At 63.8% G+C, this 23463-nt stretch carries 20 protein-coding genes and 1 tRNA gene; 3 read left to right on the top strand and 18 right to left on the bottom strand.

The window, feature by feature from the left end:
• Positions 1–9 precede the first annotated feature (9 nt).
• The 12 genes from CRO22_RS14145 to CRO22_RS14090 form a co-directional block, all read right to left on the bottom strand.
• Positions 10–831, bottom strand: coding sequence for an ABC transporter permease (locus tag CRO22_RS14145; protein WP_097070817.1), 822 nt, complete (start codon positions 829–831; stop codon positions 10–12).
• Positions 828–1685 (bottom strand): ABC transporter permease, encoded by an 858-nt coding sequence (locus tag CRO22_RS14140; protein WP_097070816.1) that lies wholly within the window; start codon positions 1683–1685, stop codon positions 828–830. Before CRO22_RS14140 ends, CRO22_RS14145 begins: the two co-directional genes overlap by 4 nt.
• 1 nt (position 1686) lies before the next feature.
• Positions 1687–2751 carry a quaternary amine ABC transporter ATP-binding protein gene (locus CRO22_RS14135; protein WP_097070815.1) on the bottom strand — a complete coding sequence of 355 codons (1065 nt, stop codon included), beginning with the start codon at positions 2749–2751 and terminating at the stop codon, positions 1687–1689.
• Between the two features lie 67 nt (positions 2752–2818).
• Entirely contained in the window at positions 2819–3670 is an 852-nt protein-coding gene (locus CRO22_RS14130; protein ID WP_097070814.1) for a glycine betaine ABC transporter substrate-binding protein, read from the bottom strand.
• A gap of 241 nt (positions 3671–3911) precedes the next feature.
• On the bottom strand, positions 3912–4841 hold the full coding sequence (locus CRO22_RS14125) for a LysR substrate-binding domain-containing protein (protein WP_097070813.1): 930 nt from the start codon (positions 4839–4841) through the stop codon (positions 3912–3914).
• Positions 4842–4861: 20 nt separating this feature from the next.
• Positions 4862–6208, bottom strand: coding sequence for an NAD(P)/FAD-dependent oxidoreductase (locus CRO22_RS14120; protein WP_097070812.1), 1347 nt, complete (start codon positions 6206–6208; stop codon positions 4862–4864).
• Between the two features lie 8 nt (positions 6209–6216).
• Entirely contained in the window at positions 6217–7725 is a 1509-nt protein-coding gene (locus CRO22_RS14115) for an aldehyde dehydrogenase (RefSeq protein WP_097070811.1), read from the bottom strand.
• 2 nt (positions 7726–7727) lie between these two features.
• Positions 7728–8645, bottom strand: coding sequence for a dihydrodipicolinate synthase family protein (locus tag CRO22_RS14110; RefSeq protein ID WP_394341497.1), 918 nt, complete (start codon positions 8643–8645; stop codon positions 7728–7730).
• A 500-nt stretch (positions 8646–9145) separates the two neighbouring features.
• Positions 9146–13438 (bottom strand): PAS domain-containing protein, encoded by a 4293-nt coding sequence (locus CRO22_RS14105; RefSeq protein WP_097070809.1) that lies wholly within the window; start codon positions 13436–13438, stop codon positions 9146–9148.
• A gap of 106 nt (positions 13439–13544) precedes the next feature.
• Positions 13545–13880, bottom strand: coding sequence for a dihydroneopterin aldolase (locus tag CRO22_RS14100; RefSeq protein ID WP_097070808.1), 336 nt, complete (start codon positions 13878–13880; stop codon positions 13545–13547).
• Positions 13873–14643, bottom strand: coding sequence for an SDR family oxidoreductase (locus CRO22_RS14095; RefSeq protein WP_097070807.1), 771 nt, complete (start codon positions 14641–14643; stop codon positions 13873–13875). The genes CRO22_RS14100 and CRO22_RS14095 overlap by 8 nt, the downstream gene beginning before the upstream one ends.
• Before the next feature lie 90 nt (positions 14644–14733).
• Positions 14734–15840, bottom strand: a complete 1107-nt coding sequence (locus CRO22_RS14090; protein ID WP_097070806.1) for a TRAP transporter substrate-binding protein — start codon at positions 15838–15840, stop codon at positions 14734–14736.
• A gap of 283 nt (positions 15841–16123) precedes the next feature.
• Between CRO22_RS14090 and CRO22_RS14085 the strand changes: the two genes are divergently transcribed.
• From CRO22_RS14085 to CRO22_RS14070, 3 genes are all read left to right on the top strand, one after another.
• On the top strand, positions 16124–16747 hold the full coding sequence (locus CRO22_RS14085; protein ID WP_097070805.1) for a J domain-containing protein: 624 nt from the start codon (positions 16124–16126) through the stop codon (positions 16745–16747).
• Positions 16748–17262: 515 nt separating this feature from the next.
• A tRNA-Ser gene (locus CRO22_RS14075) sits at positions 17263–17352 on the top strand.
• A 139-nt stretch (positions 17353–17491) separates the two neighbouring features.
• Entirely contained in the window at positions 17492–18784 is a 1293-nt protein-coding gene (locus CRO22_RS14070; protein ID WP_097070803.1) for a tyrosine-type recombinase/integrase, read from the top strand.
• Here the strand turns inward: CRO22_RS14070 and CRO22_RS14065 are convergent.
• The 6 genes from CRO22_RS14065 to CRO22_RS18905 all read right to left on the bottom strand — a co-directional run.
• Positions 18766–18954 (bottom strand): hypothetical protein, encoded by a 189-nt coding sequence (locus tag CRO22_RS14065; protein WP_097070802.1) that lies wholly within the window; start codon positions 18952–18954, stop codon positions 18766–18768. The two genes, CRO22_RS14070 and CRO22_RS14065, sit on opposite strands and share 19 nt — an antisense overlap.
• A 156-nt stretch (positions 18955–19110) precedes the next feature.
• Entirely contained in the window at positions 19111–19488 is a 378-nt protein-coding gene (locus CRO22_RS14060; RefSeq protein WP_097070801.1) for a hypothetical protein, read from the bottom strand.
• 251 nt (positions 19489–19739) lie between these two features.
• On the bottom strand, positions 19740–19892 hold the full coding sequence (locus tag CRO22_RS18910) for a hypothetical protein (RefSeq protein WP_176518654.1): 153 nt from the start codon (positions 19890–19892) through the stop codon (positions 19740–19742).
• 108 nt (positions 19893–20000) lie between these two features.
• Positions 20001–20669, bottom strand: coding sequence for a hypothetical protein (locus CRO22_RS14055; protein ID WP_141399450.1), 669 nt, complete (start codon positions 20667–20669; stop codon positions 20001–20003).
• A 66-nt stretch (positions 20670–20735) separates the two neighbouring features.
• Positions 20736–21182, bottom strand: coding sequence for a hypothetical protein (locus CRO22_RS14050; protein WP_097070799.1), 447 nt, complete (start codon positions 21180–21182; stop codon positions 20736–20738).
• Positions 21183–21681: 499 nt separating this feature from the next.
• Positions 21682–23463 (bottom strand): phage tail tape measure protein (locus tag CRO22_RS18905; RefSeq protein ID WP_097070798.1); only part of this gene is annotated, 1782 nt, incomplete at its 5' end.

Here is a 23463-nt window from a genome sequence, read left to right as displayed (position 1 = left end):
TCCGGGCGTTTATTCCAGCGCCCTGCGTGACATGCGATCAAGGAAGATGGCAACAGCGACGATCGAGAGACCCGCGCGCAGTCCAAGCCCCATCTCCATCCGGGTCAGCCCGCGCGTCACCTCTGCCCCCAGACCGCCGCCGCCGACAAGACCGGCCAGCACCACCATGGCCAGCGACAAAAGGATCGTCTGGTTCAGCCCGACCAGCAGCGTCTTGCGGGCCGCGGGGATTTCAAGCTTGCTCAGCACTTGAAGCGGGGTCGCGCCCGAGGCTTGCCCCAGTTCCACCAGCTCATGCGGGACTTCCTTGAACGCAAGCGTGGTGATGCGCAGCATCGGCGGGATGCCGTAAACGACGGTGGCAATCAGCGCGGGCACCTTGCCGAGGCTGAAGATCATCACCGCCGGGATCAGATAGACCCATGGCGGCACCGTCTGCATGATGTCGAGCACCGGGCGCAGCGCCCGTTCCAGCCGCGGCCGCCGCGCGGCCAGAAGGCCAAGCGGAAAGGCCAGCGCCACAGACGCCGTGACCGAAACGGAGACGAGCGCAATCGTCTGCATCCCCTGTTTCCAAAGCCCCGCCGCAAGGCAGAGCCCCAGCGACACCGCCGCCAAAAGCGCCATGCGCCCGCCAAAGGCCCAAAGTGCCAGCGCCGTGACCGCGCCGATGAAGGCCCAGGCGGGCGGCAGGCGCAGCGCCGTCTCGGCGCCATCGAGCACCGCCTCTGCCGCGCCCCCGATCAGCGCGAAAACGCCATGCCCGTGGGTGTTCAGCCAGTCGAGACCCGCGGCGATCAGCGTGCCGGGGGAAAACAGCGGATCGCTCATGTGCGGATCTCCTTTTGCTGGCCTTGGGGGCGGGCGGCGGTCTGGCTCAGGCGGTCAAGCACGATGGTCAGGACGACAATGGCGATGGCGGCATCGACCGAACGGGCGATGTCGAGCGTGCGCACCGAGGCATAGATGGTTTGCCCAAGCCCGCCCGAGCCGACGATGCCGGCGATGACGACCATGCCAAAGGCCATCATCAGGCTCTGGTTCACCCCGGCCATGATCGAGGCCAGCGCGAAGGGCAGGCGGATCTTGGCAAAGACCTGCCAGCCGCTGGCGCCCGAGGCCGCGCCCAGTTCCAGAAACTCGACGGGCGTGCGCGAGATGCCAAGCGCGGTCAGCTTCACCGTGGGCGGCACCGCGACGATGAAGGTGGCCAGAATGGCGGTGGCCGGACCATAGCCCAGAAAGGCGATGGCAGGCAGCAGGTAAAGATAGGGCGGCAGGGTCTGGATCAGGTCCAGCACCGGATCAAGCACCTGCGCGAGCCGTGGCGATAGCCCGGCGAAAACGCCGATGCCGCCGCCGATCAGCACCGCCATCGTCGTTGCCGACAGAACCAGCGCCAGTGTCTCGATCGTCTCGGTCCAAAGCCCGAGCGCGGCGCAAAGCGCAAGGCTTGCCGTGGCAAAGGCCCCGAAGCGCGCCCCCAGCAACCGCCAACCGAGCGCCCCCACCATGCCCGCCAGCGCCCAGAACGGGAGTTCGGCCAAGAGCCACAGGATCGCGCCGAAGCCGCCCTCCAGCAGCCCGCGCAAAAGCGCGAAGGCCTCGTTGCCATGGCTGGAAATCCAGACCATGCCCGCGTCGATGGCCGCATCGAAGGCCTTGATGCCGTCACGCCATGCCATCTTACTGCGCCTTCTGATCGGCGTCTTCGCCGCGGATGCCCTGCAACAGGGTGCGGGCGGTCACGACGCCCAAAAGCGTCTCGCCCTCGGCAATCGCTACCGCCTGTTCGGGCGCGGCCAGCACCAGATCGATCAGCGCCTGCACGTCGGCCTCGGGCGCGGTGCGGGCCAGTTTCTCGACCGGACCGGCATAAGCGCCGGGCGGCAGCATCAGCGAATGCGCCTTGACCAGATGCAGCCGCGAAATTCCGGCGACGAATTCCGCCACATAGGCATCGGCCGGGTGCAGCACGATTTCTTCGGCGGTGCCGATCTGAATCATCATCCCGTCTTTCATGATCGCGATCCGGTCGCCGATCCGTATCGCCTCGTCGAGATCATGGGTGATGAAGACGGCGGATTTGCCCAAGGATTTGGTCAGTTGCCGGAATTCGTCCTGCAATTGCCGACGGATCAGCGGGTCAAGCGCCGAAAACGGTTCGTCCATCAGGATGATGCCGGGGTCGGAGGCGATGGCGCGGGCGAGCCCGACGCGCTGCTGCATCCCGCCCGAGAGGTGCTTCGGCAAGTGATTGGCCCAGTCCGACAGCCCCACCCGCGCCAGCGCATCCAGCGCGATGCGGTGGCGTTCGGCGCGCGCAACGCCCTGCACCTCCAGCCCGAAGGCGGCATTGTCGAGCACCGTGCGGCCCGGGATCAGCGCCACCGACTGAAACACCATGCCGATCTCATGCGCCCTGAGCGCGCGCAGATCCTTGCGGTTCATCTGCGAGATGTTGCGGCCGCGGATCGAGATTTCGCCCAAGGAAGGCTCGATCAGGCGATTGAGCAGCCGGACAAGGGTGGATTTGCCCGAGCCGGACAGCCCCATGATGCAGAAGATCTCGCCCTTGCGGATCTGGAAGCTGGCCTCGGCCACGCCGACCACGCAGTTGAAATCGCGCAGCACCTCGCGCTTGCCCGCGCCGTGCGTGCGGATCGCCGCGATCGCGTCTTCGGCGCGTTCGCCGAAAACTTTCCAGACATCGCGGCAGTCGATGAGGATTTCAGAGGGGTCTTGCGTCATGCCGATGGTCTTTCGCGCGCAGGAATTGAACGGCCCGCAGGCAGGGGCGCCCCCGGGCCGGTGGAATTCATTCGGCCTTGATGTCTTCCCAACGCGACACCAGATCGGCATGGGCGGCCAGCCAGTCGGCCACGGCCTGATCCATCGTCTTGCCATCATTCACTGCCGCGTTGATCGCGGTGATGTCCTCAAGCGGCACATAGACGCTGGCGATCGCCTCGCGCGCGGCCGGGTTGGCGGCGGAAAAGCCCTTCGCGCCGACCCAGTAGTAGCTTTGCGGCCCGGGGAAGACGCCCTTCGGATCGGCGAGGAACTTCAGGTCGTATTTCAGCATCATCCACGAGGGCGTCCAGACCGTGACGACGATCCAGTCCTTGCGGTCGGCCGCCGATTTCAGCGCCGCCGTCATCGCCCCGGTCGAGCCTTCGACCAGTTCCAGATCCAGACCGTAATCCTCAACCGCCGTCGCCGCATCGCGCATCAGCCCCGAACCGGGTTCGATGCCGATGATCTTCGCCCCGAACTTGTCGGCATTGGCATTGAGATCCTCGATCGAGGCGATATCGACATAGGAGGGCACCGCAAAGGCCTGATAGAGCCCGTGCGAGACCGGCGAGATCTTTTCCAGCGCGGTCATGTTCTTGGTCCAGTAATCATGCGCGACGTAATCGGTCTGCGAGGCCATGATGTCGATGTCGCCGCGCGTCATCGCGGCAAAGGCGATGCCCCATTCGGAAAACTCGGTCACCTCGACGGTGTAGCCCTTGTCTTCCAGCACCTTCTTGGTGATGCCGGTGATCGGCGTCAGGTCTTCCCAGGACATCGTGCCCATATGGATCACCTTGCCCTCGGCCAGCGCCGCGCCAGCCCCGCCCATCACCATCGCCGCCGTGCAGATCGCACCCAGAAACTTCCGCATCTCGCTCTCCTGTTGGTCATTTCCGAACAAATCTGACGCGCAGCCGGGATCGCGCGGCGCAGGGCTGCGGCGGGACCGATAGCGTCGATTTGCTCTGTTTCATCTCCCGTGCCGAAGAGCTTCTGATGTCTCACCGGCGCTCCGGTTGCCCGGAATTCCAGAAGTATCCGTCAGCCTCGCATCTGCCCGCAAACGAGTTTTTCGTGCGGCGCGGCATAAGGGAAACTATTGCAAGAAGGGTTCAGAGCGCCGCCAGCAGATGCGCCACGAAACGCGCGACGGCGGGGCGGCGCAACGCCGCCTGACGGCAGTTGAGGAAATTGCCGCGCCCCGCGCCGATCGTGCCGGGATGGGCAAAGACCAGTTCGCCCGCCTCGATATGGCGACGCACCATGTGGTGCCAGCCCAGCATCACGCCTTCGCCCACCAGCGCCGCCTCGATCAAAAGACCGACCTTGTTGGTGATCAGGCTCGAGGGCGCCTTGGCCCAGACCCCGCCATTGGCGCGAAACCATTCCGTCCAGCCCAGCGGCTGCCAGCCGATCGCATCGGCGTTCCAATGGCTGTCATGTAGGTGCAAAAGATTGATCTGATTAAAGACTTCGACCGTCTCAAAGGGCCCATGCGCGGCCAGATAGGCGGGCGCGCAGACCGGCTGTGCCAGTTCGGGAAACAGGAAATGCACCTGCTCGCCGACCTCGCACCGGTCGTTGCCGCAGATCAGCGCGATGTCCACCTGCGCATAGTTGCGCAAAGTGTCATCGGCATCCGAGGCGAGGATGGTGAAGCCCACCTCGGGGTGCAGGGCGCGAAAACTGTCGATCAGCGGCTTGAGCCAGAACCGCGCCATGCCGTCGGTGGCCGAGACAGTGACCTGCTGCGGCTCGGTCCCGCCCGAGATCGCAGCCACCGCATCGGCAATCGCATCGAGCCCGACCGTGACCGAGGCAAAGAGCGCCTTGCCCGCCTCGGTCAGATCAAGCGCATTGTGCTTGCGGATGAAAAGGGGCGTCTCAAGCGCGGTTTCCAGAAGCCTTATCTGCTGGCTGACCGCGCCTTGCGTCACGTTCAATTCCTTCGCAGCCAGCGTGAAGGACAGATGCTTGGCCGCCACTTCAAACGTGGCGAAGGCACCGAGAGAGGGCAGATGACGACGTCTGACGGGGGCCATCGCACTCCTTTCCCGGGGTTTCATTCGCGGCGGGCCTGCCATTCCTTGAGCCGAAGATAGGCGTTTGCGCCGATCGTGTCGAATGGATGTGGCGGAAGTTTTGTGGGCTCCGGTTCGGCGCCGAAATAGTCGGTGATCTCCGAGCGCTGGCCCATCGCCAGTTCCGCCGCGCCGATCCCGCTCAGCGTGCCCCGTGCGGTGCCCAGCCCGTTTTGCACGCAAGCGGCAAAAAGCCCGGGTTCAAGCGCGCGCATCATCGTGACGGCGTTCTTCGTCAGACACAGATGCCCCGACCAGGCATGGTCAAAGGCCAGATCCTTCAGCATCGGAAAGCGGGCGTCGAACTTGCGCCGCATCGCGCGCACCAGCCGCGCCAGTTCCGCCGGAGTGGTTTCCATGCCGGGGCGGTAATAGGCGCCCTGCCGGATGACGATCCGGTGCCCGCCCTGCGCCGGTCCGATCCGCCGCACCGTCGCGCCCATCGGATCGGCCGGGGTCAGGCCCCATTCCTCCGCCCCGCCCAGTGCCCGGATCTGCGCCGGGCTCATCTCGGCGCTCATGCAGGCGTTCAGCATCACATGCATGAGCCGCCCCCTGGCGAAACCGAAGCTTTCCAGATGCCCGTTCGTCGCCAGAATGACGCGCGCGGCGGTCAACGACCCGCCCGCGGTGCTGACCGTCCAGCCGCTTGCATTCGTCTCGATCCGGGTCACGCCGGAACGCTCGTAGATCCGCAGCCCCGCGCGTTCGAGCCCCCCCGCCAGACCCAGCGCATAGCCTGCCGGTTGCAGCATCGCCGCGCCGGGGGTGAAAAGCCCGCCCTGATAATAATCGGTGCCAGTGAGCGCGCGCATCGCGCGCGCGTCGAGCATCTCATGCGCCTCGCCCAGCGCAGCCAGATGCTCCGCATAGGCGCGGTTCGCGGCCAACCCGACGTCCGAGGCCGCGCCGTTGATCTTGCCGGTGCGGCGAAACCAGCCCGCCGGGATGTCAAATTCCGCCACCGCCGCCGCCGCGAAATCGATCGCAAACCGGTTCAGCCGCGTCAGCACCCGGTCACGGCTTTCGCCGCCCGCGGCATAGTCCGAGGCCGTCAACTCATGCGGCAGGTCGATCATGAAGCCCGAATTGCGCCCGGTGCCGCCCTCGGCCAGATGCCCGGCCTCGAGCACCCCCACCGAAAGCTTCGGATCGATCTGCAACAACCGGCGCGCCGCCGAGAGCCCGGCATAGCCCGCGCCGATGATGGCGATGTCGCAGCCCTGCGCCCCTTGCAGCACCGGCCGCGGCGGGCTGGGCGGCAGGATCGCCGCCCAGCCCGCAGGCCCGGTGAACCGCGGTTGGCGGATCGCTTCATGCGTGCTCATCGCGTCCCTCAATCGGTCGAGCTGTCGGCGGGGTCGGTCAGATCCAGCCAGATCGTCTTCAGTTGCGTATATTGATCATGCGCATGGATGGAATTGTCCCGCCCGCCAAAGCCCGACAGCTTCATGCCGCCAAACGGCGTGGTGATGTCGCCTTCGCCAAAGCTGTTCACCGTCACCGTGCCCGCCCGCAAAGCCCGCGCGCCACGCAGCGCCCGCTTGCCGTTTGCGGTGAAGATCGAGGCGCAAAGCCCGTAGTCGGTCGCATTCGCCACCGCGATGGCTTCCTCGAAACTGGCCACTTCGATCACTGTCAGCACCGGGCCGAAGATTTCCTCGACGGCCAGTTTGCTGGTGGATGAGGACACTTCAACCACGGTCGGCTCGATGAACCCCTCGGCGATGATCTGGCCGCCCAGATGGATAGTCTCGGCCTTGCAGGCCTCCAGATAGGCGGAAACCTTGCCAAAATGCGCCTTGGACACCAGCGCCCCCACCCGCACTTCCGGGTTGAGCGGATCGCCCACCACCCAGGCGCGCAGATGTTCCGCCACCCGTGTCAGCAGCTGCGCCTTGATCCCCTTTTGCACGATCAGTCGCGAGGCCGCGGAGCAATTCTCGCCCATGTTCCAGAACGCGCCATTGACCACATGCGCGGCAACGGCATCCAGATGTTCGGCGTCATCGAGCACGATGCAGGGGTTCTTGCCGCCCAGTTCCAGCACCACTTCCTTGAGGTTGCTGTCCGCCGAATAGTGCAGGAAGCGCCGCCCGGTGACGGTCGAGCCGGTAAAGGAAACCATGTCGACATCGGGGTGACGGCCCAGCGGCTCGCCCACCTCGGCGCCCGATCCGGTGACGACGTTGAAAACGCCGCGCGGCACACCGGCCTCATGGGCAAGTTCCGCGATGCGCAGCGCCGTCAGCGTGGTTTCGGCGGCAGGCTTCACCACGACCGAACAGCCCGCGGCCAGCGCCGGGCCGATCTTCCACGCCAGCATCAGAAGCGGGAAGTTCCACGGCAGCACGAGGCCGACCACCCCCACCGGCTCGCGTACAATCATCGCGATATGGTCGTCGGAGGCGGGGGAAACCTGATCATAGATCTTGTCGATCAGTTCGGCATGCCATTTGATCACATGGATCGCCTCGGGCACATCGACGGTTTCGCAATCATAAATCGTCTTGCCGCTGTCGAGGCTTTCCATCACCGCGAGGTCACGGGCATCACGCGTCATCAGCTTGGCCAGACGGATCAGCACATCCTTGCGCGCCCCCGGCGGCAGTTTTGACCAGCGCCCGTCATCGAAAGCCGCGCGCGCTTTCGAAACGGCAAAATCGACATCCTCGGCTCCGCAGGCCGCGATCATGCCAAGAACGGAGCCCGTGGCCGGGTTCAGCGTCTCGAAGGTCTTGCCCGACAGCGCCGGGCGGAAACTGCCGTCGATGAAGGCGTTTTGCGGCAGATCGAGGCTGGCGGCGCGCGCTTGGTAGTCTTCGTGCGTCAAGAGATCGGCCATGGTCAGTTCCCCTTCAGGATCGCGGCGACGGTCGTTTTCAGCGTCCCGATCACCTGTTCGAGTTCGCGTTTGTCGTCCTTGTTCAGCCCCTTGAGCGGCGGGCGCATCGCTCCGGCGTAAAGCCCGGTGGTCTCGACCCCGTGCTTGACGCATTGGATGAACTTGCCGCCCTGTTCGAGCACGCGCATCAAGGGCAGCATCGCCGACATGATCCGGCGGCCCTTGGCGAAATCGCCCCGCACCACGCAGGTTTCGTAAAGCGCGATATGCTCTTCGGGCAGGAAGTTCGAGCCCGCGCAGATCCAGCTGCGCGCGCCCCAGGCGAAGAATTCAAGCGCCTGATCGTCCATGCCGCAGCTCAGCTGGATATGCGGATAATCCCGGGCAAGCAGATGCAAGCGGTTGATGTCGCCCGAGCTTTCCTTGATGCCGATGACATTCCGCGAGCGCCCCACACGGTCAAGGAAATCGCGCCCCATCTCGACGCACATCCGACCCGGGTAGTTGTAAAGAATAATCGGCAGATCCGCGGCGCGGTCGATGGCCAGCGCATTGAGCGCGTTTTCGCGTTCCGTCGGCACCGCATAGGGCGGGCTGCCCAGCAAGATCGCATCCGCCCCCATCTCGCGCGCGCCCGCGGCCAGCGCGATCGAATCGGGCGTGCGCATCGCCCCCGTGCCGATGATGACCGGCAGCCGCCCCTTGGCGCGCTCGGTCACGAAGCGGGCGATGGCCAGACGTTCCTCGACCGTTTCGGCATAGTTCTCGCCGGTGGACCCGCCCGAGATGAGCCCATGCACCCCCGCGCCAACGAGCCGTTCGACCAGCTCGGCCAAGGCGTCATAGTCGATCTCGCCTGCGGCAGAAAATGGTGTGATGACGGGGGTGTAGATGCCCTCTAGGCGCATCCTTGGCGGCATGGTTCGTCTCCCTGATGGATCGGGCTGCGGCGGACACGCCCGTTTTCTCGATCAGCTAAGGGCAAGCCGCAGGCTCCCGCAAAGGAGAATGTTCACCATCGCTGCATTAGGTGAGCTATTGGCAATTCCCCGCGATGCGGTGCCACCATGCTCTCATCCGGCGGTTCAGGACGCATTGCATTGGTCGCGCCAGCTGCGTTTTCGAACAAGCTGCGTCCGCATCCTGCGCAATGCGCTGTCCACAGCCGGCCGTACGAACGTCAGATGTCACCGATTGCTGCGGATGCAATGCCGCAACCTCACATCGGCAAACCGCCCGTTGCGAAGGCTTCGAGCTGATCAATGTGCTCGGCCCATTGCTGCCCCTTGTCCGCATGGACGGGGCCTTTTCATCGGGCCCGATCAGGCCGTGAAGATATGCCCGCCCGCAAACCCGTGTTCGCGCCTGGCATTTGCCGCCTCGGCCCGGGCTGTCCACGCCGCAAGAGCCAAGCGGCGGCTCAGGAGCTCCGCCGTGCCTGCGGGAGGCCTTCCGGGCCTGGTAGCCAGGTAACTCCTTGCCGACGCGCGAAATCATCGGCCGAAAGGGGCATCGAGAACAAATAGCCCTGTAAGATATCGCAGCCGAGTTCGCGCAGCACCGAGGCTTGCGCCTCGGTCTCCACGCCCTCGGCCACCGTGCCGATGCCCAACGTCTCGGCGATCTCGATGATCGCGCGCACGAGGTTCGCCGCGCGCGAATCGCGCGCCACCGGGGCGATGATGCGTCGGTCGATTTTCAGGGCCGAGGGGGCGATTTGCATCAACCCGATGATCGAGGCATGGCCGGAGCCGAAATCGTCGATCTCGATCTCGATGCCGGCCTCGCGGATCGCATCGAGATGGAACCGGAAGGTCTCGCTTTCCTCTTCGACGAAGATCGATTCGAGAAGCTCGAAAGTCACCCGCGTCTCGCCATCGACCATGCTGCGCGCCGATTGCACCACGTCAGGGTCGTTCATCCGCCCGGCCGAGACGTTGAAGGAAATCTTGGGCACCTGCAGGCCGCGGGCACGCCAGCGCGCGAGCGCCCCGCGCGATTTCTCCATCATCACGCGGTCGATCTCCGGCACGAGCCGCAGCTGTTCGGCCACATGCATGAACGCATCGGGGGCGAGCAGGCCGCGCTCGGGATGGTGCCAGCGCAAAAGCGTTTCCACCCCGGTCAGCGCGCCGTTCTCGGCTGACACCTGGGCCTGGAAGAAGGGCACGAATTCGTCGCGGTCGAGCCCTTCTTGCAGTTCTGCCGCGAGACGGCGGTCAAGCAGCAGGTTGGTGTGCAGCTCGGGCGTGAAGAATTCCATCCGGTTGCGCCCAGCATTCTTGGCACGGTAGAGCGCCGCATCGGCGAAGAGCTGGATCTCGGAGCCCATCTGCGCCAGATCCTCGGTCTGCGCGATGCCGAAGGAGGCGCCGAACCGGCATTGCCGCCCCTCGAAGAGGAGCGGCTCGCCAAGCTTCGCCTGCAGCCGCTCGACGATCGCGCGCGCCTCCTCGCGGGAGCTGCCCGAACGCAGCACGATGGAAAACTCGTCGCCGCCGATCCGCGCGGCAAAGTCGCTGGCCCGGAGCGTCTCGCGGAGCGCCTGCGCCACCCGCACCAGCACCATGTCGCCTGCCTCATGGCCCAGCGTGTCGTTGACATATTTGAAATGGTCGAGATCGATGCGGATCAGCGTGCAATCGCGCTTGCTGCCGTCCTGCGCCCCGGCGATGCGCTGCGCGAGCACCTTGTCATAATAGCGCCGGTTCGGCAGGCTGGTGAGCCCGTCATGAAGCGCCTGACGCTCGTTCTCGGCACGCATGTCTTCGGCAAGCAGATGCGCCGAGCGCAGCTCCGCCTCGCGGCGCACGTCCTGGGTGACATCATGCAGGGCGCCGGTCCAGACCACCGCACCGTCCTCAAGCCGACGCGGGGTGGCGGAATTGGCCAGCCAGATCTCGCCTCGGCTCGGGTGTTCGACGCGGAACCGCTGGTTCCAGAATTCCATTTTGGTCGCCGTCAGCCCTTGCGCGCCGATGAAATCATCCAGATCGTCCGGATGCACATTGGCAAAAACCTCTTCGGCAGAGCGGTTCTGCTGGAAGAAGCCATAGCCAAGCCCCATCAACTCTTCGAAATAGGGGCTGGCATAGGGGATCGATGTGGAGCCGTCAGCCGCGCGCTTGAATTCGTAAAGCCCGGCCGGCGCGATCGAGGCGATCCAGGCGAGCCGTTCGAGCGCATGTCGAACCGCATCGGCCGCCTCGCCCGCGCGCTTCTCGGTCTCGACCCGCTCGGTGACATCCATCGTATTGCCATACCAGACGATCGTGCCGTCGGGCCGGGCGAAGGGCTGCGCCGAGACATGGATCCAGCGCAAGCCGCGTTCGGGATGGTCGATCCGGTGTTCGAGCTCGAACCGCGTCATCGTCCGGGCAGACTGGTCTATCGCCTCCTGCGCGCGCTCAAGATCCTCGATCGGGAAATGGGTGAACAGCACGTTCATGTCGGCCTTGAGATCGGTCGGGTTCACGCCGAGAAGTTCGGGCAGCACGCGGGAGAAGAAGGCGAAGGTCAGCGCCCCTGTGGGCAGGCGACGCAGCTCGAAAATCGCGCCGGGGGCATGCTCGGCCATCGTCATCATCCGGTCGTGTACCCGGCGCAGCTCCTCGGCGGCGCTCCGGGCGCGTTCCTCGATCGCCACCTGCTCGGTGACATCGAGCAGGTTGCCGAACCAGATCGTTGCCGCATCGGATTGCGAATAGGGCTGGGCGAGAACCGCGAGCCAGCGCCGCCCGTGTTGCGGGTGGTCGATTGCGAACCGGGCCATCGCGCTGCTGTTACGTTGCTGCGAGACCTCCATCATTTCGCGGATCTGCGCCCGATGCTCCTCGGTCATATGCGTATAGATCGTGCTCGCGTCGGCGATCAGATCGCGTGCGTTGACCCCAAGCATAAGGGGCAGCTTGGCCGAAAAATAGGGCAGCGCCGCCGCGCCCGAGGCATCGCGACGGTATTCGAACAGTGCGCCGGGGGCGTTGTCGGCCAGATTGTCGAGCCGGGCGCGCGCCTCTTCGGCCTGGGTGGCGGCATCGGCGAGGCGGCGCTCGTTCTCTTTCACCGCGTCGATATTGATGATTGCGCCGGAGAGCAGATAGGGCAGGCCCTGATCGGTGCGGTCGATTTTGCGGGCCACTGCGCGATACCAGTGCCAGCTGCCGTCAGCATGGCGCCTGCGGTGATCATGCGAGTAAAGGTCCGAGCAACCTGCTTTCATCGCCTCGGCCTGCTTGATCGCTTCGGGCAAGTCGTCGGGATGGATCAGCGCGCGCCAGCCGGCCTCGGTCGATGGGAAAGTGCCCGGCGCGAATCCGAAGAGCTGATAGGTCTCGTCCGCGGTCCAGCCCTCGCCGGTTTCGGGGCAGATCGAGAAATGGCCGATTCCGGCACAGATTGCCGAGGTGCGCAGCAGTTCGGACCGTTCCTCGGCGAGCGCGCGGCTTTGTTGCGCATCGGCGAGCGCTTCCGACAAGCGGCGCTCGTTTTCCTTGACCCGGTCGATGCAGGTCGTCGCGCCAGAGATGAGATAGGGCAGGCCGCGCGCGGAGCGGTCGATCTTGCGCGCGACGATCCGATACCAGTGGTAGCTGCCGTCGCCATGGCGCAGCCGGTGCTCGACCGCGTAAACCGTGCTCTCGCCAGAGACCAGCGCGCGCATCTGGGCAATCGACTCGTCGCGGTCCTCCGGGTGAAACAGGCTTTGCCAGCCGGCATGATCCGGGATGAAAGCCCCCGGCTTGTAGCCGAGCAACTGATAGCCCTCGTCAGGCAGCCAGGATTCGCCGAGGTCGGGGCAGAGCGTCCAGACGGCGATCTCGCCACACAGGATCGCGGTGCGCATCATCTCGGCGCTTCCCGCGGCGGCGTCGCGCGCCTCCTGTGCCTCGGCAAAGGCCTCGAGCACCCAGGCCTCGCTGTCCTTGCGGTCACTGATATCGGTGAGCGCGCCGCACATCATCACCGGCAGACCCTGATCGCTCCGGTCGATGCGCTGACCGCGCGAGGTGATCCAGGCCCAGCTGCCATTGGCGCGGCGGACCCGGAAATCATGGCAAAAAGACTGGCTCTCGCCATCGACCATCGCGAGGAAGTCGCTTTTGGTGATTTCGTAATCGTCGGGATGGGTCAGCTCCGCGAGCTTGGTGATATCGATGCGTTCCTCGGCGGGATAGCCGAGCATGGTGCCGAAATGCGCGCCGATCTCGCCATAGCCGAATTCCGGAAAGCGATGCCAGGCGACGACACCGCTCGCCTCGGAAGAGATGCGCAGAATATCGACCTCGGCGCGCGCGGCTTCGAGTTCCGCCTCGGCGCGGGCGAGGGCAAGGCCGAGCCTTCCGGCGGCGGCCTCGCTGGAGAGCGCCTCGGTGAGCTGCACGGCGTAAAGCACCGCGCCTGAGTCGGGTTCGGGGGGGGCGGGCAGGCTCCAGACCGAGACATCGAGCGGGCAAGTCCCGCTCCCGCCATCCTCGCAACTGACCCGGAAACGGGCCGGGCCGCCGGGGGTCATCGCAAGAGTGGGAATCAGGCGGCGCAGCAATGTCTCGGGCAGAAGATCGGCCAGCGTCCGCCCGACAGGGTCGATCTCAGCGGCAAAACGCCGGGTGAAGGCCGGATTGGCCCAGCACAGACGGCCCGAGGCTTCCACGAGCGCGATCGCTCCCGGAAACCCGGTCAGAATGGCTTCGAAATCCGCGAATCCCCCCGGCATAAAACCCTCGCCCTGATCATACTTGCCCGGGACTCTGGGCCGGAAAGGTTAAGGTCTTGCTTCGGAGCGCCTGCATCCCTGAACAGCAGCCCCCGGGCGGGCCGTTTCAGCCACGCAGCAGCACGCCCACCGCCTTTGCATCGGGGTAGACATCGGGTTTCTTCGAGGCAACCGCCGCATGGACCACGCCTTCGCGCGCGCGCACGAAGGCATGGATGCGGCTCACCAGCTCTTCCTGGGTGTCGATCCGTGTGCCGTTGAAAGAGCGGATGAAAGCGGCGACCGGATCGTAATCAAAGAATGTTCCGGCCGTCCAGTCGGTGCCGGTGACGGTGATCTCGGCGGAGACGAGCACCCGTTGCGGGCGCGCGCGCTCAAAGTCATGGATGCCGAGAAACATTGTAATCTCAAGTTCTTCCAGGCGGATGACGAGCTCAGCCATGCAGGTATCCTTCCTTGACCAGAAAGGCCACGTCGCGCGGCAATTGCCAGAGCGACTGGCCGCCGTCGACCGCGATCACTGTGCCCGTCACCCCTTTCGCCGTCCAGAGATAGAGCGCCGCGCGCACGAGGTCTTCGGGCGTCACTTGCCGCGCCAGCGGGTTGATGCGGCTTGATTTTTCAAAGTTCTCGGGGGTCTGCTTGCCGGAGATTAGGGTGATCGAGGGAGCGATGCCGTTCACCCGCGGCGCGCCCGCAAAGCGCATCGCCAGCATCTCTGTCGCGGCATGGAGCGCCGCTTTCGACAAAGTGTAGGAAAAGAAATCCGGGTTCAGCGCCAGAACCTTGTTGTCGAGCATGTTGATCACCAGCCCGTCGGCGCCGTCCATCTCCTGCGCGGCAAGTCGTGCGGCAAGCGCCACCGGCGCCTTCAGGTTCACCGCAAAATGCGCATCCATCGTCGCATCGTTCAGCGTGAAGACATCGTCATTCATGAAGTTCGACGCATTGTTGAGCAGGACATCAACCCGCCCGAGCCAGCTTGCCGCCGCATCGAACACCGCCTGCACCGCGGCCGGATCTGCAAGATCGCCCGCGACAATACGGCAGATCTCGCCATCGCGGTTCAGCTCGGCAGCGAGATCTGCGGCCTCCGTGCGAGAGGCGCGGTAATGCAGCATGACGCGGAAGCCCGCCCCTGCGAAGCCGCGCGCCATCGCCGCGCCAATCCGTTTCGCGCCGCCGGTGATCAGGATGCCGGGCATGTCTCCCCCTTTGTTTTCTTCTATCTAGGGAGTGCGCCGGGCAAGGAAAAGCCCCCGGAGGTTTCTCCGGGGGCGGTTCGCGGGCGCGGCTCAGAGTTTGCCGTTGCGCTGCTGGATCATCATGTAGGTGTCGTAATTGTATTCCGACAGCTGCATCCAGAGATAGGCCTCCTTGCGGAAGGCCCATTGGCTGTCATGGATCTTCTTGAAGGCGGGGTTCGAGGCGTCGAACTCGGCATAGACTTCGTTGGCCGCGGCAAAGCAGCCGTCGAGCACTTCCTGGCTGAACGGGCGCAGCTGGGTGCCATTGGCCATCAGCGATTGCAGTGCGGTCGGGTTTTTCCAGTCGTAGCTTGCCATCGCATCCTGGTTCGCCGCCTGACAGGCCGCGGTGAGCGCCACCTTGTAGGGTTCGGGCAGCGCGTTATAGGCATCGACATTGAACATCGCATGCAGGCAGGCGCCGCCTTCCCACCAGCCGGGGTAATAGTAATAGGGCGCGACCTTGTAGAAGCCGAGCTTTTCATCGTCATAGGGGCCGACCCATTCGGTGGCGTCGATCGTGCCTTTTTCCAGCGCCGGGTAGATATCGCCGCCCGCGATTTGTTGCGGCACGCCGCCGAGCCGTTCCAGCACCTTGCCGCCGAAGCCGCCGATCCGCATCTTGACCCCTTTGAGGTCGTCAAGCGTGTTGATTTCCTTGCGGAACCAGCCGCCCATCTGGGCCCCGGTATTGCCGCAGGGCAGCGCGGTGACCTTGTAGCCCGCATAGAATTCGTTCATCAGGTCGTTGCCGCCGCCATAGTAGAACCAGGCGTTCTGCATCCGCATGTTGAGCCCGAAAGGCACGGCAGTGCCGAAGGCGAAGGTCGGATCCTTGCCCCAGTAGTAATAAGAGCAGGTGTGGCAGGCCTCGACCGTGCCCGAAGAGACCGCATCCATCGCCTGCAGCCCCGGCACGATCTCGCCGCCCGCGAACACCTGGATGTTGAATTTCCCGTCGGTCATGCCGCGCACGTAATTCGCCATCGTCTCGGCTGCGCCATAGATCGTATCGAGCGATTTCGGGAAGGACGAGGTGAGCCGCCAGGTGACGGTCGGGCTCTCCTGCGCGATGGCGGGGGCGGCAAGAGCAGTTCCGGCGGCGGCGGCAACAGTGCCGAGCGCGCCCTTCCGGATGAAGGTGCGACGATCCATGTAAATATATCCTCCCAGTCGTCTGTTTCGCGACGTTCCCCGGGGTCCGGCGAACCGGCCTCCCCCCCGGATGCGGGCAGGTTAACCGACCCAAGCGGGCTGTAAACAAAATATTTTGCTGCGATGCGGCAGAAAATCCTTGCTTGTGCAGCGTTGCGGCGTCCGGGAGAGGCCCAGGGGCAGTTTGCCTCTTGGCCTTCGCGGCAAATGCTCTATCCTCTCCCCCCCGAGTCGGTCCGTTGCCGCAAGAAGCGATGCCGAGGATGAGAATGCGCGAGGCCCCATGAGCAAGACCGACCCCTTCGGCTTCAACATCTCCGCGGCTGCCGACAAGCAGCGCCGCACCAAGGGCAAACGCGGCATGTCGGGCGCATTCGAGACCTCGACGCGCAAATGCGATCATCCCGATTGCAACGAGCCGGGCCAGTATCGCGCCCCCAAGAGCCCGAAAGTGCTCGATGACTATTTCTGGTTCTGCAAGGATCACGTGCGCGAGTACAACCTGAAGTGGAACTATTTCCAGGGGCAGAGCGAGGAGGAATTTCAGGCCTTCCTCGACAATGCCAATGTCTGGGAGCGCCCCACCAAGCCTTTCGGGCGCTCGAAGGAAGAGATGGGGTGGGCGCGCCATGGCATCACCGATCCGATGGAACTTCTGGGGCAGAATGCGACGCAGAACCCGGGCCGTGCCGCGGTGGGGCGCAAGCTGCCACCGACCGAGCGACGCGCGCTCGAGATCCTCGAGGCGAAGGACACGATGACGAAGACCGAGATCCGCGCAAGTTACAAGGCGTTGATCAAGGTGCTGCATCCCGACATGAACGGTGGCGACCGGTCTCAGGAAGAACTTCTGCAGCAAGTTGTCTGGGCCTGGGACCAGATCAAGGACAGCCGCAACTTCAAATAGCGCGCGGCCAGTGCCAACGGGGGCGGTGGCAGAGCGGCTGCAGGCAGGCCAGCCTCGACGTTGTCACGACCACTCACGACGCCCCGGGGCGGCAGCGGAAGCGCTGGAGGGTCGTGAAGAACCCGGCGCGGATGCCGCCGGTCGACCGGCACTCCCCAGTGCCCGATTTGCAGGCCATGCGGCAGATGGCCTGAGACCTGCAGAGGGGTGAGGGGCTTTGGCCCGGTGAGGCCAGGTCAACTCAACCCCATCCACGCCGTGAACCGGATTTGAGTGATGCCGCGCTTCCCGCTCGACGCCTCGGTCGTGGCATGTGATTGGCCATTGTGCATCTCGGAGAGCGTGAGGGGACGCGGCGCAGTCGCGACGCCCCTGTCCCGGAGGGCGTCAATCCAGTCCAGTGAATGGATCGTTTCCTCGATCAGGGGATCAAACACCCTGCGCTTTGCCTGCGGCCTCCGGCCACAGTAAAAAGGCGCTTGTTCTGCCGGGACTTGCCGCATATACGGATCGACGGAGACGTGGCCGAGTGGTCGAAGGCACACCCCTGCTAAGGGTGCAGGCGGGAAACCGTCTCGAGGGTTCGAATCCCTTCGTCTCCGCCATTCACAATCATTTGAAGTCCGGTAACCCCTTGATATTCAGGGGGTTTTTGATTTGCACTCGTGCCCGCCGGCGCTTTTTGCTATACATTTTGCATTACACTTTGTGCTACACTCGCCCCGAAGCATTCAGGGGCACATCATGGCGATCAAGACTCGCGGCGGCTCGGTGAAGGGAACCTTGCACCTCTATCGGCGCGTCCCGAAACGTTACGCGTCGGTTGAACCGCGAGAGTTCATATGGGTGAGCCTGCACACGGATTCCCGCGCGGTCGCGCAGACGAAAGAGGCCGCAACCTGGGAACAGATGGTTGCGGGCTGGGAAGCGAAGCTCGCGGGCGACACCACGGATGCAGCGGCGCGTTTTGAGGCCGCCCGCGACTTGGCCGAGGCGCGTGGCTTTCGTTATATGCGGGCCGATCAGGTCGCGAAGCTTCCGCTCGAAGAGCTGCGGGATCGCTTCGCGGAAGTCGGCGGTTTCAAGGACAAACCCACGGCGCCGGACATGCGCGATGCCGCCGCGCTGCTTGGCGCAGAACCAACCCCTGCGCTCTCGGTGAGTAAGGCACTTGAGCTTTACTGGAATCTCGCGAAGGACAAGACCCTTGGCAAGTCCGAAGATCAGCTTCGGCGCTGGAAGAACCCGAGGATCAAGGCCGTGAAGAACTTCATCGCGGTCATCGGTGACAAAGCGATTCACGAAATCAGCGGCGACGACATGCTCGACTTCCGCAACTGGTGGATGGAACGGCTCGAAGAAGAAGAGCTGACACCCAACAGCGCAAACAAGGATCTGATTCACCTCGGCGACATATTGAAGACTGTCAACAGAATGAAGCGGCTCGGCCTCGTGCTGCCGCTCACTGATCTAGCCTTCAAGGAAGGTGACGCCAAGAAGCGCCCGCCCTTCTCAGTGAAATGGATCAAGGAGAAGCTGCTTGCGCCGGGTGCGCTGGACGGGCTGAACCCCGAGGCGCGCGCGATCCTGCTTGCGATGGTCAACACGGGATGCCGACCTTCGGAACTCGCCGCCCTGTCGTCGAAGACAATCAAGCTCAATCACAACGTCCCGCATATCTCGATTGAGCCGGAAGGTCGGCAAGTGAAGACGAAGCACGCGAAGCGCATCGTTCCCCTTCTTGGCGTGTCGCTTGAGGCCCTGCGCGCCTTCCCAGAGGGCTTTCCGCGCTACCGGGAGAGCAGCGCCAGCCTTTCCGCTACGATCAACAAGTTTTTGCGTGAAAACGGGCTCATGGAAAGCGAAGACCACACGCTCTATTCGCTGCGTCACTCATTCGAAGACCGGATGCTCGCCGCGGGGATTGATGACAGGATCAGGCGCGACTTGCTCGGGCATCGCCTCTCGCGCGAGCGCTATGGTGACGGCGCCACGCTTGAGCACATGCAAGAGCTGCTTCAAGCAACCGCCTTGTAACAGGCAGCAATTGCGCGCGCCCGACTGATCGCATCATCCTTGGCCTGACAGGCCGCGAGCTCAAGCTCGATACGCTCGAAGACCGGCAGATAGACCGGATCAGCTACCACCAGAGCGGCGGCCATCTGGTGCATCTTTTGAAGCTCGGAAAGGGTGACGGGTGCAGACATGCGGACGCTCGGGTTATTACCCTTTCTCTATAGGGCGGTGTCGCGATCTTGTTCGGTGGGAAAGGAAAAATGCGGGCACACGAAGCGCCCGCATTGTCGTTTATGTGCCGGGCGAGGTTTTCACCCCGCCCGAGAACAAGTTCATGGTGCCGGTGTTCAGGCCGCCTTCGCTTCGTTCATCAACCAGTGCATAGCGTCTTCGATGTTTGACCAAGGCGCTTGGGGAGTGATCGTCACCCATACCAGCTCTGAGTCTTTCTCGTGACGCGCAGTCACAAGGCCCTCGGTTGTATCGAGATAAATCTCGACGTCTTCCCAATCAGATTGGCCTTCGAGCTGTTCTTGACTCAAGTATGCGCTCGGATAACGGAAATCGAAATCGCCAATCAAGCGGATCTTGTTGATCCACAGGGTGAACATTGTTTTGGTCATCATGAACGGGGCAGGTGTTGCTGCTTTGGGCTTCTTTATGATATCGAGGGCCATACCGGCTTCCTTCTGTTTGAGGGGTGTCGTCTTAAGATGTTCGGTCATGTTTTTCCTCTTTTCCGAACGTTGCGATCAGGGGCGGGTCATTGCTTTCCTAGGGCGGCCCGTCCCGGTTTGTGCTCAGCGCTGATCTGCGCGGGGCAAACCTGTTATTAAACACTTTTCGAGTGGTTGTCGCACGGCAAATCGAAGGCAAATTATTGGTGTTTTCTCCTTTAGAATCAAAGGTCGAGCCGCAACCGGCTTCGAAATTGGTGTCTTTTCGCGAACAAGCGAACCTCGCATGCTCGCTTTTCTCACCCCACAAAGTCGCCCCGGCACGCCTCGGGCAGGACGTTCACCCCACCGAGAACTTCGGCGAGGGCGCTTTCCCAATCACCGGCCCGCGCAGCCTCACGCAGGTCGATCAGAAGGCGGGTGTAGGTCTCTTCGTTGATGAATGTCGGCATCCCATGTGCTCCGAAGTGGTTCGATAAGCAGAGTCTAGACCGGGCCGGAATCCGGCGTCAATAGAAATTTCTATTTTAAATTAGCTACTTAGCTATCTAGCTTGATAGCTATTTCCGGTTGGCTTCATCATTTTCCGCGGCGATCTCGGCGGCGTCGAGAATGGCGAGTAACGCGGCGATGTCATCGCTCGGCGCGGCTTGCGTTGAGGCAAGAGCCGTGGCCGGGGCCAACTGAACCGCGGCAGCTTGCTCGGCTTTCTTCCTCGCGCGCGAGCGTTGCTTGGCCTCGGCGTTCTGTTTGCGGCGGTGCTGTTCCGCGTCGGCGGGTGTCATCGTCGAGAGGTCTGCGTTTTTCCGGGGCGCAGCGCTCTTGCGTTTTCGCAACATGTCCCGCGCCCGGTCCCATTCCACCATCTTGCCACCCACGGGGGGCAAGTCACGAAGCGCCCAGTATTTGCGGCTTTCCTCGTCGCTCAGATCGTATCGGCCCCGAAACTGGATGCGCTTCTTCTCGTCCTTTTCGGCGCCCTTCACGCGCTTCGCATCGTCGAGAATAGCGAGTTGTGCCCCGGTGAGGCGGGAATACCACTCATCTTTCCCGGTCGGGTCGTCGCGGTTCGGTCGTGATTTGAAGAGTTCGGCCGCATAGGCCCCCGGCGATTTGTCGGTCGCGCCGTTCGGGTATTTCCAGCGAAACCACGCCTCAATCTCCTTGTCAGATTGACCGGAATAAGGGGTCAAACTCGGGGTAGAGGCTTGAGTGTTGTCAGAGCACATGGTATTTTCGAGGGGTCATCAAAGGACATATTCAGGGGTGGAGCGTTGCCGCGCTCGCCCCTGTTCTTATTTGGTCGTTTGGCGTGCGATTTCCTCGCCGAGGTCAACGGCAACGTCGAGGTTGAGCGGGAACACTTGGCCTGTCAAAGGCGAGACGATCTTCAAGCCGTTGCCCGCACGTCTGACTTGCACCCCCGAGAGCGCGCCGAGGCCTTCGAGCCATTGCTTCTTACGCTCGGGATCGGTCGAGAGCGTGGCTGCGCCTTTCAGCACGTCGGCGAGCGTCGGACCCTCATGCATCGGCACTGAGGCCTCGAAGCCGTTCGCCTTGATGACGATCTCGGTTCCGGCTGTTTCAACGTCGATGCCGGGCACAGCGGCGGGGATCGTGCCAGCGGCGATTTCGGACCGGACAAACCCGGCGATCACTTCGGCAATGGTGGTGTGTCTCGCCTCGGCGATCTGGCGCAGTTGTTCGATACGTTCCGAGGGAAGGCGAATATGATTGGTCATGATTAACTCACGTTGGAAGGGTTACATGCATGCTTATAATAGTTAACGGTTAGCGCTTCAAGGGGTATCTTCACCCCCGGAGCGTTTCTGTGCATTTCTTTGAAGGCGCCGCGGCGGTGCTTTCGAACCGAGGATGGTGCGGGGATTTTGCCGAGGAAGCTCAATTCGGCCGAGGAAGGGGAAACCTAACCGAGGAAAGTAGGTTTGAACCGGAGGTGTGTCAGCATTCCTTTCCGCGGCTTCGTATTCTAATTTACTCAACAAATAATATTTGGACCAAAATAGGAAACCGCGGAAAGGAATGCTGACATGCTTCCCTTCCCCGGTCGTTCGCGGGCTGCGCCCGCTTCTCTCCCTCGGCTGAAACACCCGTTCCCGGTCCCTGCCTCCGCAGCACCGCCAGAGACTCAGAGAGGGGTTTCTGAGTCACCTCATGCCCCGTTCCGGCCCAACCTGCCCGCGGGAGGAAGAACGCGCTCCACGGCGCTCCTGTGGAGTCTCAGCGCATCATGCCGCCGGGGCGCATCTGACGCATGATCTCTTCGGCCACAACGGCGCGCATCGCCCGCTCGGTCTGATCTGCCACTTGCCGGGCGAGGTCGGCATTCGCTTCGGGCGTGCCGCCGCTCGCGTTCACCGTCACCGCATTGTTGAGCGTGATTACTGGCGCGGCCGTGGCCTTACCGAGCGCCCCCATCGCCTTCGGTGCCGAACCCCCGACAAAGCCGCCGTCGCTGTAACCGCGAAGGGCAGCACTGTGCAGGGCGTCTAGGTTGCCAACGCCCAGACGCGCGGTTGCGGCCTTCGACATGACGAACTCGCCCCGGTGAACGATGCCCGCCGGTTCCAGCTTGCCGCCGTCGCCGGTATATCCACCCGAGGCAAAGCCGAGCGCCCCGCCGAGCCATGTGCCAAAGCCGCCCAAGGCGCCGGTGAAGAGCCCCGTCATCGCGCGTTCGAATTGCACCTCGGCGAGCTTCAGGAGAAGTTGCCCGAGCGCTTCTTCGGCGCTCATGGAACCTTCGAGAACGCCGGTGAAGAGGTCGGTCAATGTCGCGGCCCCGCGTTTGCCCGCTTCGTCGATCCGCTTGAGCTTGTCTGCCGCCGCTTCGGCGCGGTTGCCTGCCGCCACATAGCTTTGCGCGAGCTGATCAACCTGCGCGCTCAGCTCGGGCGTGATCGCCTTGCCCTCGCGCTCGGCTGCGGTCAGGAGTTCGGCACGGGTGCGGGCCAGTTCCACCGCATCGGCATAATCACGCCCGGCAGCGGCAGACGCGATCAGCGCAGCGGCTTCGGCATCAAGGGCGGCTTTCTCGCGTTCAAGGTCGGCGACGACGCGGGCGAAGTCATCGGCACCGCGCCCGCCACCGCGCTTGCCCGCACCGGGCTCGGGGCCTGTTTCGCCCAGAAGCGGCGGCGGCTGTTTCGGGCGGGGGGAGCTGTCGAGCACATAGGGGCTGCTTTGCGCATAGCTGCCCGAACGAGCCTCGGCAATCGCCTCGGCGCGCGTGTCACCGAGCGCAGGCCCCCCGCCCGGCAGGGTGTTGCGCAGCTCTGCCGCCTTCGTGCGCAGCGCCTCAAGCGCGGTCCAGAGCCCGCCCAGCCGGTCAATGACCTTGGCAAAGCGCGCATCGTCAATGTCACCGAGCGCGCGGAAGGCCGATTGCGCCTCTTCGATCAGCGCCCGCATCTGCCGCTCGAAGTCACCCGCGCTGATCTCGCCTGCATCGAGCTTGCCGGTGAGGCTCTGCATCGAGAGGGCCACATCCTGCAAGCTCTGCCCGGCCGCGGTCTCGCCCATGCGGTTCAGCTCACCACCGAAGCGGCTCAGGATCGGTGCGAGCCTGTCAGCTTCGGCCCCGAAGCTCTCGTAAAGGCTCAGCAAATCGGAAATGGCTTCGGCATTGTCTGCCACCGCCTGCCCGTTGTCCTTCAACGCACCGTCAACGTCCGGCCCGAGGATCTGCGGTGCCTGCAAGCGGTTGCGAAAGAGGTCAGAGGCGGCGAGATTGTCGGTCTCGGTCTGGATATTGAGCACCTGGGCCACAAAGTCGGCGGCGCCGAGTGCCGCCTGTTGCCAGCCGCGATGCAGGCTCGCCGTGAGCGCGGTATAGCGCCGGTCGAGCTCATCGGCCTGCGCGATCTGTTCTTCGGTGAGCACCGAGGCGCGCTTCATCACCGCGGCAATGCTGGCCTCGCCCCGGTCGAGCATTTCGACGAAGCGCTCGCCGCCGGTGCCGCCGAAGACCTCATCGGCAACCCGGATCTGTGCCGCCTTGTC

It is taken from the genome of Rhodobacter maris (assembly GCF_900217815.1).
GTDB lineage: Bacteria > Pseudomonadota > Alphaproteobacteria > Rhodobacterales > Rhodobacteraceae > Rhodobacter > Rhodobacter maris.
The sequence above is the reverse complement of the archived record's forward strand: the minus strand, read 5'-3'. Positions and strand labels throughout refer to the sequence as shown.